Consider the following 14,193-nt stretch of genomic DNA (forward strand, 5'->3'; position numbering starts at 1 on the left):
AATGTACCACTTACCGAGAACGAATCATCGTGCCGAACGCCTGCTCGGTCAGAATTTCCAACAGGAGCGAGTGCTCGATTCGGCCATCAATAATGTGCACTGAGTTCACGCCGCTCTTGGCGGCATCTAAAGCGGATGAAATCTTGGGCAGCATTCCGCCTGAAATGGTTCCATCGGCAAACAAGCCATCGATTTCGCGGGCAGTCAAATCAGTTAACAAATTACCGCTTTTATCCATGACGCCAGGAATATTGGTCATCATGACCAATTTTTCAGCACCCAGTATTTCAGCCATTTTGCCGGCTACTAGATCGGCATTGATATTGAATGCCTGACCCTGCGCACTAAAACCAATTGGTGATATCACTGGAATGAAGGCATCGTCTTGCAGGGCCTTTACAACTGCCGGATTAATGGCTTCGATTTCGCCCACAAAACCCAAATCGATGGTTGCGCCTGCCTTTTTTTCGTCCGCGACCAACATCTTGCGCGCATGAATCAAACCACCATCCTTACCGGTTAAGCCAACCGCTTGACCGCCAAAGTGATTAATCAACATCACAATATCTTGCTGCACTTCGCCGCCCAGAACCCACTCCACCACTTCCATGGTTTCTTCATCGGTTACGCGCATGCCTTGAATAAAGGTGCCCGTCTTACCAATCTTTTTAAGCGCCTCATCAATCTGCGGCCCACCGCCATGCACCACGACTGGGTTCATGCCAACGAGCTTGAGCAAGATAACGTCGCGCGCAAAACTTTCTTTCAGCCGCTCTTCCACCATTGCGTTACCGCCGTACTTAATCACGATGGTCTTGCCGTGGTATTGACGAATATACGGCAGCGCTTCTGCCAATATTTCCGCTTTCAATAAGGGGGAAATATCCGCAATGGTTGGCATTGGTTTAGTCATTCCGAAATGAGGGTACTAGTAGTGTTAGTAAAAGTTAATCGCCGAATAATTTTTGACGCAGCTCGCGGCGCTCTTGCGCTTCGAGCGATAAGTTGGCAGTAGGGCGCGCGATTAAGCGGGACAAGCCAATCGGCTCACCGGTCTCTTCGCACCAACCATATTCACCGGACTCAATACGAGCCAATGCTTGCTCGACTTTTTTGAGTAACTTGCGCTCACGATCGCGGGTGCGCAATTCGAGCGCATGCTCCTCTTCGATCGTCGCCCGATCGGCTGGATCTGGAACCAAAATGTTCTCACGCAAGTGCTCGGTTGTTTCCGAAGCGTTCTTGAGTAAATCCTCTTTCAAGGTCACCAACTTTAAGCGAAAGAATGCGAGCTGGGCCTTATTCATATAGTCTTTTTCAGACATTTTGAGTAATTCGGCGTCGGTTACTGGAACCGCTTTTGAGGATGCAGTCGATTTGCTAGCCGTTTTCGTGCTAGCGGCCGCCGCTGCCTTGGGGCTCTTCGAGCTGGGTGTTTTTACCGTCATGTCATTCTTTCCATGGATTTGGAGCATTATTGCCCCATTCTGCCAAAGTTTTGCTGCTGTTTGCTACTGTTCACTGCTGTTTTACTGCCAATCTGTTACATGAAGCGAATCATGCCTGTGGCGGCGGATTGTACTACGCTAAACACCCTTCTAGTCCAGCCATTAGGGTATCTTTGGGTAAATCAATGCCAATAAAGACCATCCGGGTTTGCTTGGGCTCCGCGCCCCAAAGACCCGCCATATCGCTACCCATCATTTGATGCACCCCCTGAAACACCACTTTTCGGTTGCTGCCTTTCACATAGAGCACCCCTTTATAGCGCAGCATCTTCTCACCAAAGACCTCCAAAATACCGCCCAAGAAGTCTTCTAACTTCTTGTGATCAAAGGGGCGATCACTCCTAAATACAAATGACTGAATGCGATCCGTATGGCCGTGATGCCCATGGTGTTGGTGTGCGTCGTGGCTGTGATCGTGCCCACAGGTGGCGTGATCATGGTCGTGACTATGGTCGTGTCCGCAATCGTCGTGATTGTGGTCTTCCTGTTCCAAAAAGTGTGGGTCAATGTCTAATTTCGCGTTGAGATTGAATCCCTTTAAATCGAGGACTTCATTCAGTGGCACCACCCCTTTGCTTATTGCCTTAATTGGTGCGCGGGGGTTCATGTGCATGAGTCGTGCGCGCAGTGCCGCGACCTCGGCATCCGTGACGAGATCGGTCTTGGTAATAAAAATTTGGTCTGCAAAGCCCACTTGGCGCTGCGCCTCCTCATGCTCGCTCAGCTGCTGCTGACCGTGCTTGGCATCCACCAGGGTCACAATCGCATCGAGCACATAGTGATCTGCGACGTCATCGTCCATAAAAAAGGTTTGGGCTACTGGGCCAGGATTGGCAACCCCGGTGGTTTCGATCACCACCCGCTCGAACTGAATTTTCTTATCGCGGCGTTGCTCCCACAGCTGGTTAAGGGCCTCCACTAAATCGCCCCGAATCGTGCAACAAATACAACCATTGCTCATTTGCACAATTTGTTCTTGGCTCTCTTGGACCAAAATATCGTTATCGATATTCTCTTCGCCAAACTCGTTCTCAATCACCGCAATTTTTTTGCCGTGCTGCTCGGTCAAGATGTGCTTTAAAAGCGTGGTTTTACCGCTTCCAAGGAAGCCAGTCAGAATGGTGACGGGAATTAATGCCATGATCGTGTTGCTTTCGCTATGTCGGATGCCGTTGTAAAAAGTCGATTTGCGTAAGTGAATGTTGACTAACCCATCATCTTACCGAGTTCCGCGTGCGTATTGGTCTGGATTTACTTTACCCGCCCCGCCTTCGCCCGAGGATGCGCTAAATCATAGGCTTGCGAGAGGTGCTGAAAATCCAAAGCGGTATAAATTTGGGTGCTGGCAATGCTGGCATGCCCCAACATTTCTTGAACCGCCCGCAGGTCATGGGATGACTGTAGGACGTGACTAGCAAAGCTATGTCGCATCATGTGTGGGTGAACATGGGTTGGTAAGCCGGCACGGATCGCTAAGCTGCGCAAGCGTGCCTGAACGGTTCTGGGCGATAAGCGCGTGTTGCTTGCACTCAAAAACAGTGCGGGCGTACCCTGTACAGGCTGCAGCTGCTGTCGTATCTCGAGCCATGCCCTAAGCGAGGTCATCGCAGCCGTTCCAACGGGAACACTCCTGCGCTTGCCCCCCTTGCCTAAGACCGTTACCTCCGCCGCATCCCAATCCAGCCAACCCGCAGACTCGTATGCGCGATCCTGACTGGGAGCCGCATCAATCCCCAAAAGCTCTGACAAGCGTAAGCCGGATGAATACAGCAGCTCAATGATGGCAGCATCGCGGACTGTTTCTAAGCCAGGATTGGCCTTGGCCTCTACGATCGCCTGATTGATCAAAGCCAATGCTTGCTCAACCGACAAGGCTTTGGGTAGAGCCCGCGCCCGCTTAGGCGCCTTTACATCGTCGACGGGATTTACTTTTAAAGTGGGCTGATCCTGCTTCTGGGATAGCCAGTCGTACCACCCTCGCCACGCTGACAAGGTACGCGCAATGGTTCTGGGTGATTTGCCCTTAGCATGCAACCGGCCTGCCCAGCGACGAATGTGGCCATTGGTAACCGCAGTTAAATCTAAACCGTCCTCCTGAGCCGACTGGTGCAGCTCAGATAAATCGGCCTGATAAGCCTTAATTGTGTGAGGAGAAAGTTGCCGCAATACATGCAGCTCGTGCAAATACGCTTGCACCTGGGGATGCAGCTCAGCCGACGGGGGCTTCATAGGCTCCAACTCGGTCTAGGGCGGCCGCAGTGAGCTGCGCAATCTGCTGCAGATAAAACGCACCCATGTCCACAGTAAAACGAGTGGCATCGTGACTTGCCAACAGCAGCACTGCAGGCGGATGACCCTGCAAGGGCAAGCCAATGGCTACCATGCTTTGCCATGCGGCATCCAATGGGAGGGACTGCGAGAGTAGATCGATATCCGCTTGGGGCAAGCTAGCAAGGGGGCCACACAATGGCCTTGCAACCCAAGGGGCATAGGCCGAATTAGGGCTCAGAATGCGTACCGCATCTACTTCAAATACCTCTGCAAGGCCGGCCGTAACAGCATGCTCTACATCGGCTTGACTGCTTGCTTTCATGAGCATCAGTAACCAAGCGACGAGGCCTTGTTGGGTTTTATCATTGCGGCTACCAAAATGCAGCATCTCGCTAAGGCGACGATTGAGTTCGGTATTTTGATTGCGCAACAGGGACATCTGACGCTCTTGTAACGAGATGGTGCGGTCTTCGTGTGGGTGCTTTAAACGGATGTCATTTAACAGCTCAGCATAGCGTTCAAAAAATCCTGGGGTTGCACGCAGCCATTCTGCTACGAGCGCTTCTTGCTCTGCTTGGGTTGAATCGATTTCACTCATGCTTATTCCTAGCTCAATTTTTTACGCAACAACGCATTCACTTGCTGGGGATTTGCCTTGCCTTGCGATGCCTTCATAACCTGCCCGACCAGCGCATTAAATGCTTTTTCTTTGCCCGCACGAAACTCGTCAACAAATGCGCTATTGGCCTGCATGACTTGGTCGATCAGAGTCTCGAGTTCGCCACTATCGCTAATTTGCTTTAAGCCCTTTGACTCAATAATCGAATCAACTGTGCTCGTGAGCTGACCCTCTAACGCCTCTTTCCATAAGTCGGCAAAAATATCTTTCGCAATCTTGTTAGAGATGGTTCCGTCGGCCACACGGCTGAGTAGTGGGGCCAGCTGCGTTGCATTTAAAGGCGAATCGGCTGCCGACATGCCAGCCCGATTTAAGGTCGACGCAAAGTCACCCGTCATCCAGTTAGCCACTGCCTTTGCCAAGGGCTTACCCAGCATGGCTAACAACTCTTCGAAGAGTGTTGCTGTGGCACGATCTTGCGTTAACAACTCGGCATCGTAGAGACTCAAACCAAATGCATCTTGCCACTGCTGCTTCAGCTGTGCTGGTAGGGCTGGCATAGTCGAGCGAATCGAATCAATCCAAGCGGCGTCAATTACCAGCGGCAATAAATCAGGGTCTGGGAAATAGCGGTAATCTTGCGCGTCCTCTTTGCTGCGCATGCTGCGTGTCTCTTGCTTGTCCGGATCATACAAACGCGTTTCTTGCACCACTGTGCCACCGTCTTCGATTAACTCAATCTGTCGACGGACTTCGTATTGAATCGCCTCTTCTAAAAAACGGAATGAGTTCAGATTCTTAATTTCACAGCGGGTACCAAAAGCCTCCTGCCCTAGGGGGCGCACCGATACGTTGGCATCACACCGAAAAGACCCCTCTTGCATATTGCCATCGCATACCCCAAGCCACACCACTAGGCTATGTAAGGTTTTTGCATATGCCACTGCCTCAGCAGCGCTGCGCATGACTGGCTCTGTCACAATTTCCAACAGCGGTGTGCCAGCGCGATTTAAATCAATGCCACTGGAGGGTTCGCCATGCGGACCAATAAAATCCTCGTGTACGGATTTACCAGCGTCTTCTTCTAAATGGGCGCGGGTTAACTCAATTACTTTGGTCGTATCGCCTACGACTATTTCTAAGTGACCGCCCAAAACGACTGGAATTTCATACTGGCTAATTTGATAGCCCTTCGGAAGATCAGGATAAAAATAATTTTTCCGCGCAAAGATACTGACCGGTGCAATTGCGGCATCGATTGCCAAACCAAAACGAATGGCATGCTCCACTGCTTGGCGATTTAAAACCGGCAGCACGCCCGGTAACGCTAAATCAACCGGGCAAGCTTGTGTATTAACGTCGGCACCAAACTGCGTGCTGGCACCACTGAAAATTTTGGATTCAGTACGCAGTTGGGTATGCGTCTCCAGACCAATCACGACCTCCCACTGCATTACAGCACCTCGCTGGGTTGGCGCAGGTGCCAATCGGTGGCCTGCTGAAATTGATGCGCCACCTGCAAGAGCCGCGCTTCTGAAAAATAATTACCAATCAGTTGCATGCCGATCGGCAAGTCTTGACTAAATCCACACGGCACACTCATCGCTGGCAAGCCCGCAAGGTTGGTAGACAAGGTATAAATATCGGCCAGGTACATTTGCAGCGGATCGTTTGATTTTTCACCAAACTTCCAAGCAACGTCTGGCGTGACCGGCCCCAGAATGAGGTCGCACTTGCCAAACGCAGTTTGAAAATCGGCAGCGATGATGCGGCGAATGCGCTGGGCTTGCAAATAATAGGCGTCGTAATAACCATGCGACAAAACATAACTGCCAATTAAGATGCGGCGCTTGACTTCCGTTCCAAATCCTTCGGTCCGTGATTTTTTATACATCTCGGATAAATCACGGTATTCATTTGTGCGATGGCCATAACGAACTCCATCGAAGCGACTTAAATTACTTGATGCCTCGGCCGGGGCAAGCACGTAATAAACCGGGATTGAGAGTTTTGTTTTCGGCAGACTAACTTCAACTAAGGTTGCGCCTAGGGCCTGCAATTGATTTGCACCCTCACGCACCGACTTTGCGACGCCATCTGCCAAGCCTTCGGAGAAGAATTCAACAGGTAGGCCCACGCGCAATCCCGTTAAAGGCTTTGCTGCTGCGGCGCTAGCGTCCCATGTTGTATTCAGATAGCGGCCATAGTCCTCGCCTGAATCGGCCAAAGATGTTGAATCCCGTGGATCATGGTGGGACATTGCGCTTAGCAATAGTGCGCAGTCTTCGGCAGTTTTACCAATGGGGCCCGCCTGATCTAAGGATGATGCATAGGCAATCATCCCGTAACGGGATACCCGCCCATAACTGGGCTTAATCCCGGTAAGGCCACACAGGGCAGCTGGCTGACGAATCGAGCCGCCCGTATCGGTACCGGTTGCAATCGGAGCTAAGCCAGCCGCGACTGCAGCGGCAGAACCGCCGGATGAGCCGCCAGCCACACATGCTGGATTCCAAGGATTAAGGACGGGACCAAAGGCAGAATTTTCATTGGAGGAGCCCATTGCAAACTCATCCATGTTGACTTTGCCCAAACAAACCATGCCTGCGCCGTCTGGATTTTGCTCGCTCGGCATGCCCAATCGCTCAACGACTGCCGCATCAAATGGGCTTTGGTAACCGAGGAGCATCTTTGAAGCAGCAGTTGACTTCCAACCGCGCGTGACAAAAACATCCTTATGTGCCAAGGGGATACCGGTTAACTTACCGGCCTTGCCAGCAGCCCGAATGCGGTCGGCGTTTGCAGCCTGTTCCATCGTTAACGCCGGGTTGACGTCCAAGAAGGCGTTCCAACGCCCGCCAGCCTGAATACGTGCGAGGAAATGGCTTGCCAACTCAGCACTCGAGACCGCTTTGGCTTCTAGCGCCTTTGCCAACATTGCAACGGAAGACAGGTGCCAGCTCATTCAATCACCCTCGGCACTAAAAAATAGCCATTTTGCTGGGCCGGGGCAGACTGCATGTTTTGCTCTCGATTGTCGGGCTCTGTAACCTGGTCTGGGCGAAGTGGCTGCGCTAAATCGCGCAAAAACAGAATCGGGTGCGCTAAAGGGGCGAAATTACTGGTATCGACCGCCTGCATCTCCTCCACTAAGGAAAAAATGGCCTGCAATTGGGGCAAAACAAGCTCTGCCTCTGCTTGGCTTAACTCCAGGCGGGAGAGGTGCGCTATGCGCTGAACATCATCAAGTTTCATGGGGCGCTAGGGTATCATTGGATTGTAAATTCATTAACTCTACTATTTTCCCACTTCCATTATGTTTGGTTTTTTTCGCAACTATTTTTCAAACGACCTAGCGATCGACCTAGGTACTGCCAACACCCTAATTTACATGCGTGATCGGGGTATTGTGCTTGATGAGCCATCGGTGGTTGCAATTCGTCAAGAAGGCGGCCCAAATGGCAAAAAGACTATTTTGGCTGTGGGCGCCGAAGCCAAAGCCATGCTTGGCCGTGTTCCGGGCAATATTGAAGCCATTCGCCCCATGAAAGATGGCGTTATTGCCGACTTCACGATTACCGAGCAGATGCTCAAGCAGTTCATCAAGATGGTGCATGAAAGCAAATTGCTGCGCCCAAGTCCGCGCATCATTATTTGCGTACCCTGTGGCTCAACCCAAGTCGAGCGTCGCGCGATTCGCGAATCTGCTCTAGGCGCAGGCGCGTCGCAAGTGTTTTTGATTGAAGAGCCAATGGCTGCAGCAATTGGCTCTGGACTTCCGGTGTCGGAAGCAGCTGGTTCAATGGTGGTGGATATTGGTGGTGGCACAACCGAAGTAGGCGTGATGTCTCTAGGTGGCACTGTGTACAAAGGCTCCGTCCGAGTCGGTGGCGACAAGTTTGACGAAGCGATTACCAATTACATTCGCCGCAACTACGGCATGCTGATTGGCGAGCAAACCGCAGAGCAGATTAAGAAAACCATCGGTTCTGCATTCCCTGGTGCTGAAGTGCGCGAGATGGAAGTCAAGGGCCGCAACTTAGCTGAAGGTATTCCGCGCAGTTTTACGGTAACCAGCAACGAAATCCTCGAGGCCCTTACCGATCCCCTCAACCAAATCGTAACGGCCGTCAAAGCTGCTTTAGAGCAAACACCGCCTGAGCTGGCCTCTGATATTGCTGAGCGCGGTGTCATGCTCACCGGCGGCGGCGCACTCCTGCGCGACCTCGATCGCCTTCTAATGGAAGAGACAGGCCTGCCCATTCATGTGGCCGAGGATCCATTAACGTGCGTTGCTCGTGGTTGTGGCATCGCCTTAGAACGCATGGACAAGCTAAGTGGAGTCTTCTCGCAAGAGTAAGTCGACCTTAGTCAGATAAGGTCTTGCAACACAGCGCCCCACCCCTTTTTAAACAGGGCATACCTGCCCTGGTCAAACTCATTGTGTGCCTGTCCATCAGTGCTGCCTTGATGTTGATTGATTTCCGGTTTAAGGCAATTGATCTCGTGCGTGATTCCATCAATCTGGGCTTGCGCCCATTGGAGCATGTCATGCAGTTGCCACGCAACCTGCTCACCGCAAGTGACACCTACTTCACTACACGATCAACCTTGGCTGATGAGAATGTCGAGTTAAAGCAACGTCAGATGGAGTTGACGCTGCTTGCGAATCAATCCGAATTACTGCGTGTAGAAAACCAAAACTTACGTCAACTTTTAGACCTACAAAAAGAAGTTGCTTATAAAACGATTCCGGTTGAAATCCTCTACAACCCAAGCAATCCAATTTCACAGCGGGTGGTCATTGATCGCGGATCGGAAGATGGGTTGAGGCTGGGCAATCCGATTGCTAGCGACTCGGGCATTCTAGGTCAGGTTGTACGACTGTATGCCGGCTCTGCCGAAGTTTCTTTGCTGGAAGATAGGGATTTTGCTGTGCCCGTCCAGATCGCGCGCAATGGTCTGCGTGCGGCCGTGTTTGGAACTGGGCGCGGAAATTTATTAGAGCTGCGCTACCTGCCAGTTGCAAGTGATTTAGAGGTGGGCGACGTGCTACTAACATCGGGGATAGATGGAACCTATCCACCCGGTTTTGCCGTTGCCATGATTACGCGGATCGAACGCAATATTGATAAAAATACAGCGAATGTCTTTTGTGCTCCGGTGGCAAGAATTAATGCACACCGTCAAGCACTGGCTCTTTTGTATGACCCCCAATGGGATGCCAAGCCTAGCGCAGGCGACTCAGAAAATGCGCCGGGTCGACGCAAAACGCGCACGCGGGGTATGCCATGATTGATTTTCAAAGCGGCTACATCCTGCGCCCAGTCAATCCGCTCTTTATCTTCTTCAGCCTGTTTTGCGCCCTGCTTCTCAATTTATTGCCCCTCGGTAATCACGCATGGGTTCCAGATTGGCTGATTATTTGCATTGTGTTTTGGAATATCCATCAGCACCGCTACGTTGGCGTGGTGTGGGCATCGCTACTCGGGCTGGTAATGGACGTTCATAACTCTGACTTACTAGGATTACATGCCTTCAGCTATGCCTTGGTCGCCTATCTTGCTGTTGCATGGCATCGCCGCATTAGTTCACTTCAAATTTATACCCAAGCCTTGCATGTGTTACCTATTTTTATGTTGGTTTCTGTTTTTCCAGTATTAGTTCATTGGTTGTTAACAGGATCAATGTATTGGTGGGGTTTAGGGAGTGTTCTGCAGGGCATCATTGAGGCCGCATTGTGGCCAGCAGCAACGAAACTATTACTTGCTCCACAAAGGCGTCCGATTGACGTTGATCACAATCGTCCGCTCTAGTATCTAGGTTAACTGAAATGGCATCATTCAAAAAATCAGACCTATCCTCCTTTCAGGCTCGCACGCGAATTGCCGTCATTTTTGTCACCGTTTGTTTTGTCATCTTATTAAGTCGGCTGGTTTGGCTCCAACTCATCAGTCATAGCAAATACTCCACCTTAGCCGAGAATAATCGCATTGCGATTGTGCCTGCGCCAGCGATGCGAGGCCTGTTGATTGACCGGAACGGCATTGTGATTGGGCGAAATTATTCTGCCTTGACCTTAGATGTCAACGTCAGTGAAATTTCAAGCAGTGTAGATGTGTTGATTGATGACCTTTCGGAAATCATTTCCATCAGCCCACGTGATCGCCGTAACTTTAAGCGCTCCCTAGAAGATGCTCGCAATATGGGCACCTTCCCATTGCGATCGATGCTGACTGAAGTTGAGACGGCACGTTTCATGGCAAACCGTTATCGCTTTCCTGGGGTTGAGATTCGTTCGCGTAATTTTCGGGAGTACCCTTACAACGAGCTTGGCTCGCACATGATTGGATATATCGGGCGCGTATCCCAAAAAGACAAAGAGCGGATGCAATCCGAAATTAGCAATGCGACCGAAGCCGATGACACGAGTGGATTAAAAAATGCATTTTTACCTGGAATTCAATACGTTGGAAAGATTGGCATTGAACAAAGCTATGAGCATGTGCTGCGCGGTGTTCCCGGCTATGATCAAGTAGAAATCACTGCTGGCGGCAGGCCGATCCGAACGCTCTCCAGCTTCCCTTCAACGCCCGGGAAAAATATCATCCTTTCCGTTGATATTAAGTTGCAATATTTGGTGGAACAACTGTATGGGAATTTTCGTGGCGCTTTTGTTGCAATCGAACCCTCTACTGGCGATGTGCTGGCATTTGTCTCCAAGCCTAATTTCAACCCAAATGACTTTGTAGAGGGGATTGATGCCGTAACTTGGAAAGAGCTGAATGAATCCAAAAGCAGGCCGCTTTACAACCGACCGCTGAAAGGCCTCTATCCGCCTGCCTCCACTTACAAACCCTTTATGGCATTAGCTGCTCTTGAGCTAGGCATTCGAACGCCATCTCAGGCGATTGCAGACCCCGGATTCTTTACCTTAGGCACGCATACCTTCCGCGATGACAAGAAGGGCGGGCATGGCATGGTAGACATGGAGAAGTCCATTGTGGAGTCGTGCGATACCTATTACTACCTACTGGCGAGGGAAATGGGCGTCAACATGATGCATGATTTTATGAGTCCACTGGGCTTTGGTCAGAAAACGGGCATAGACCTTGAAGGCGAAGCCGCCGGTATTTTGCCTTCTACCGAGTGGAAGAAAAAATACTTTAAGAAACCAGAACAACAAAAGTGGTTTGAGGGTGAAACGATTTCACTGGGTATTGGGCAAGGCTACAACTCCTTTACCATTTTGCAATTGGCGCATGCCTTAGCAAACGTGGTCAACGAAGGTGTAGTGATGAAACCGCATTTAGTGAAAGCAGTTGAAGATCCGTTTACACGCCAACAAAAACTAACAAACCCGAAAGAAAGTTACCGCCTTAACTTTAAGCCGGAAAACATTGAAATCATCAAGAAATCGATGGTTGCCGTAAATCAAGTTGGTACCTCTGCAAAGTCGTTTAAAGATGCGCCCTATACCAATGCAGGAAAAACAGGCACATCGCAAGTTTTTAGCTTGAATGCAAAGGAATATAACCACACAACTACACCAGAATTTTTGCGTGACCACGCACTTTTTGTTGCCTTTGCGCCCGCAGAAAAACCCACGATCGTGATTGCTTTGATTGTGGAAAATGCCGGCTTTGGTGCGCAGCATGCCGCACCGATTGCGCGTAGAGCACTTGACTATTACATCAATGGCAAATGGCCTAAGGAGATTCCGGAATGGAAAAGGGCGCCATAAAGAAACGTATCTATCAATTTTTTTCTGGGCTTGATCCACAGCTCGGACTTATTTTTTTAGGTATCGCTATTTTGAGTTCGATTACTTTTCTATCGGCCAGTCAAAATACGCCTGTACAACTCAGCGATCAATTGCGAAATCTGATTCTCGCTTTTTTGGTAATGTGGGTTGTTTCCTATATTCCGCCTAAGTGGCTTGAAACCGCAGCCGTTTGGGTTTATATCATTGGGGTTGTGTTGCTGATTGCGGTTGCTATTTTTGGTCTAGTCAAAAAAGGAGCGCGGCGCTGGGTCAATGTCGGCATTGTTATTCAGCCTTCTGAGCTGATGAAGATTGCAATGCCGCTGATGTTAGCCTGGTACTTTCAGCGACGCGAAGGTATTCAGAATGGCTGGGACTATTTAGTTGCCGCAGTCATTCTTGCGGTACCGGTGATGCTGATTGCCCGCCAACCTGATTTGGGTACGGCTTTACTCGTATTTGCTGCTGGTCTCTACGTTATTATTTTTGCCGGCCTACCGTGGCGCTGGATCTTGCCTATAGTTGGTTTACTTGGGGTTGGAATATTGCTGCTGATTATTTTCCGTGGCAGCATTTGTGCCAGCGATATAACTTGGCCGCTATTACACGGCTATCAAAAAAATCGGGTGTGCACTCTACTGGATCCCTCTTCAGATCCGTTAGGCAAAGGATTTCATACGATTCAATCCGCGATTGCAATTGGATCTGGCGGTTTTTTTGGAAAAGGATGGGGTCAAGGTACGCAATCCCACTTGGAATTTATTCCTGAGAAACATACGGATTTTGTTTTTGCCGTTTATTCTGAAGAATTTGGATTTCTTGGCAACCTTTTATTGCTCGGCTTGTTCTTTGCTTTAATTAGGCGCGGACTTGCGATCGCGGCTGGTGCGCCCACCATGTTTACCCGATTATTGGGCGGCGCAATCACCATGATTTTTTTCACCTATGCCTTCGTCAATATTGGCATGGTGAGCGGTATCTTGCCAGTCGTAGGCGTGCCATTGCCGCTCATGACCTATGGTGGTACTGCGCTCGTTACCTTAGGATTTGGTGCCGGTATTTTGATGAGCATTCATCGTCATCGACGATTAGTTCAAAGCTAAATCGTGTCAATAAAAAAGCCCGGAATAACCGGGCTTTTGTTTCAGCTTGCGCGAATTACTTCTTGCGCTTGTTGACTGAGTCTTTGAATGCTTTACCAGCAGAAAACTTCACAGTCTTCGCTGCGGCAATCTTGAGTGGCTCGCCAGTCTTAGGATTGCGGCCCATACGTGCAGCACGCTTGCCGGAGCTAAATGTACCAAAACCGATCAACTGAACCGAGTCACCCTTGGTAACGGCTTTAATGATGTGCTCAATAGCTGAATTCAGTGCGAATTCTGCTTTGGCTTTTGAAATCTCAGCATCGTCAGCAATCGCTGCGATAAGTTCTGCTTTGTTCAAGTGAAGCTCCTTGTTGGTATGTATGTTGGCGCACAACGCGCTGACATGATTTTAAACACAAAAAATAATAAAAATAAAGTTGTTTGAACTATTTCTACTGCGCACTCGAATTAGGATTGATCTAAAACAAGTAAATCAATCACAAAGTACTCTGTTTCCCCGAAACAGCTGGTTGGCAGGCCGATGTGCTGTTCATATTTTAGCGCTACTTTTTTTCCTAAGTTGGCGTTTATTTTTTGCGCCACAGCATCATCGCGCACCGAAAAGAAGAATTTTTCGGACATAGTTCCAGGCATGGACACCATTGCCAGCTCTCCTTCCCAGGTCTTGCATAAGTAGCCCCTGCTTGAGAATTTCTGCACATAACCGGCGCGCTCTCCATCGGCATAACTCCAGCTGAGCATCACCCAGGTATAGGCTGAAACAAGCGTAAGTCCAAGTAAAATAAGGCCTATTAGGCTTTTAACAAATCCGTTCATTGCTTTTTCTCGATCGCATTTTGCGTTAAATCCGCGCCCCATGGCAGCGCTAGAGGTGTGTCAATGCATTGCTGCATTGCTCAAATTAATTGCCATGCTGTAACCATC

The 14,193-nt window shown here is 49.9% G+C and carries 15 protein-coding genes; 5 read left to right on the forward strand and 10 right to left on the reverse strand.

The window, feature by feature from the left end; all coding sequences use genetic code 11:
* Positions 1 to 10: 10 nt before the first annotated feature.
* The 8 genes from argB to gatC all read right to left on the reverse strand — a co-directional run bounded on the left by argB (position 11) and on the right by gatC (position 7,653).
* The gene (gene argB / locus AOC34_RS09840) at positions 11 to 913 is read right to left on the reverse strand and encodes an acetylglutamate kinase (RefSeq protein WP_108469889.1); all 903 of its coding nucleotides are present in this window, start codon (positions 911 to 913) and stop codon (positions 11 to 13) included.
* A gap of 34 nt (positions 914 to 947) precedes the next feature.
* Complete coding sequence (gene dksA, locus AOC34_RS09845) at positions 948 to 1,448, reverse strand: RNA polymerase-binding protein DksA (RefSeq protein WP_108470164.1); 501 nt, start codon at positions 1,446 to 1,448, stop codon at positions 948 to 950.
* 133 nt (positions 1,449 to 1,581) lie between these two features.
* Positions 1,582 to 2,652, reverse strand: a complete 1,071-nt coding sequence (locus tag AOC34_RS09850) for a CobW family GTP-binding protein (protein WP_199908368.1) — start codon at positions 2,650 to 2,652, stop codon at positions 1,582 to 1,584.
* Positions 2,653 to 2,759: 107 nt separating this feature from the next.
* Positions 2,760 to 3,737 (reverse strand): tyrosine recombinase XerC, encoded by a 978-nt coding sequence (locus AOC34_RS09855; RefSeq protein WP_108469891.1) that lies wholly within the window; start codon positions 3,735 to 3,737, stop codon positions 2,760 to 2,762.
* Positions 3,718 to 4,377: a DUF484 family protein gene (locus AOC34_RS09860; protein WP_108469892.1), complete on the reverse strand. Its 660-nt coding sequence runs from the start codon at positions 4,375 to 4,377 to the stop codon at positions 3,718 to 3,720. The genes AOC34_RS09855 and AOC34_RS09860 overlap by 20 nt, the downstream gene beginning before the upstream one ends.
* Positions 4,378 to 4,385: 8 nt before the next feature.
* Positions 4,386 to 5,852, reverse strand: coding sequence for an Asp-tRNA(Asn)/Glu-tRNA(Gln) amidotransferase subunit GatB (gatB, locus tag AOC34_RS09865; protein ID WP_108470165.1), 1,467 nt, complete (start codon positions 5,850 to 5,852; stop codon positions 4,386 to 4,388).
* Positions 5,852 to 7,363 (reverse strand): Asp-tRNA(Asn)/Glu-tRNA(Gln) amidotransferase subunit GatA, encoded by a 1,512-nt coding sequence (gatA, locus tag AOC34_RS09870; RefSeq protein WP_108469893.1) that lies wholly within the window; start codon positions 7,361 to 7,363, stop codon positions 5,852 to 5,854. Before gatA ends, gatB begins: the two co-directional genes overlap by 1 nt.
* The gene (gatC, locus tag AOC34_RS09875; RefSeq protein WP_108469894.1) at positions 7,360 to 7,653 is read right to left on the reverse strand and encodes an Asp-tRNA(Asn)/Glu-tRNA(Gln) amidotransferase subunit GatC; all 294 of its coding nucleotides are present in this window, start codon (positions 7,651 to 7,653) and stop codon (positions 7,360 to 7,362) included. Before gatC ends, gatA begins: the two co-directional genes overlap by 4 nt.
* Positions 7,654 to 7,714: 61 nt before the next feature.
* Here gatC and AOC34_RS09880 point away from each other — a divergent pair, with 61 nt between their 5' ends.
* Genes AOC34_RS09880 through rodA form a run of 5 tightly spaced genes read left to right on the forward strand, consistent with a single transcriptional unit; the run spans position 7,715 to position 13,266 of the window.
* A complete protein-coding gene (locus tag AOC34_RS09880; protein ID WP_108469895.1) occupies positions 7,715 to 8,758 on the forward strand; it encodes a rod shape-determining protein in 1,044 nt (347 codons plus the stop codon).
* Positions 8,759 to 8,781: 23 nt separating this feature from the next.
* On the forward strand, positions 8,782 to 9,693 hold the full coding sequence (mreC, locus tag AOC34_RS09885) for a rod shape-determining protein MreC (RefSeq protein WP_108469896.1): 912 nt from the start codon (positions 8,782 to 8,784) through the stop codon (positions 9,691 to 9,693).
* A complete protein-coding gene (gene mreD, locus AOC34_RS09890) occupies positions 9,690 to 10,214 on the forward strand; it encodes a rod shape-determining protein MreD (RefSeq protein ID WP_108469897.1) in 525 nt (174 codons plus the stop codon). Before mreC ends, mreD begins: the two co-directional genes overlap by 4 nt.
* 17 nt (positions 10,215 to 10,231) lie before the next feature.
* The gene (mrdA, locus tag AOC34_RS09895) at positions 10,232 to 12,142 is read left to right on the forward strand and encodes a penicillin-binding protein 2 (protein ID WP_108469898.1); all 1,911 of its coding nucleotides are present in this window, start codon (positions 10,232 to 10,234) and stop codon (positions 12,140 to 12,142) included.
* Positions 12,124 to 13,266, forward strand: a complete 1,143-nt coding sequence (gene rodA, locus AOC34_RS09900; RefSeq protein WP_108469899.1) for a rod shape-determining protein RodA — start codon at positions 12,124 to 12,126, stop codon at positions 13,264 to 13,266. The genes mrdA and rodA overlap by 19 nt, the downstream gene beginning before the upstream one ends.
* A gap of 55 nt (positions 13,267 to 13,321) precedes the next feature.
* Here rodA and AOC34_RS09905 read toward each other — a convergent pair whose 3' ends face one another.
* Positions 13,322 to 13,630: an HU family DNA-binding protein gene (locus AOC34_RS09905; RefSeq protein ID WP_159074856.1), complete on the reverse strand. Its 309-nt coding sequence runs from the start codon at positions 13,628 to 13,630 to the stop codon at positions 13,322 to 13,324.
* An 86-nt stretch (positions 13,631 to 13,716) separates the two neighbouring features.
* On the reverse strand, positions 13,717 to 14,127 hold the full coding sequence (locus AOC34_RS09910) for a hypothetical protein (protein WP_407675562.1): 411 nt from the start codon (positions 14,125 to 14,127) through the stop codon (positions 13,717 to 13,719).
* Positions 14,128 to 14,193: the final 66 nt, after the last annotated feature.

The organism is Polynucleobacter difficilis, from assembly GCF_003065365.1.
Classification (GTDB): Bacteria; Pseudomonadota; Gammaproteobacteria; order Burkholderiales; family Burkholderiaceae; genus Polynucleobacter; species Polynucleobacter difficilis.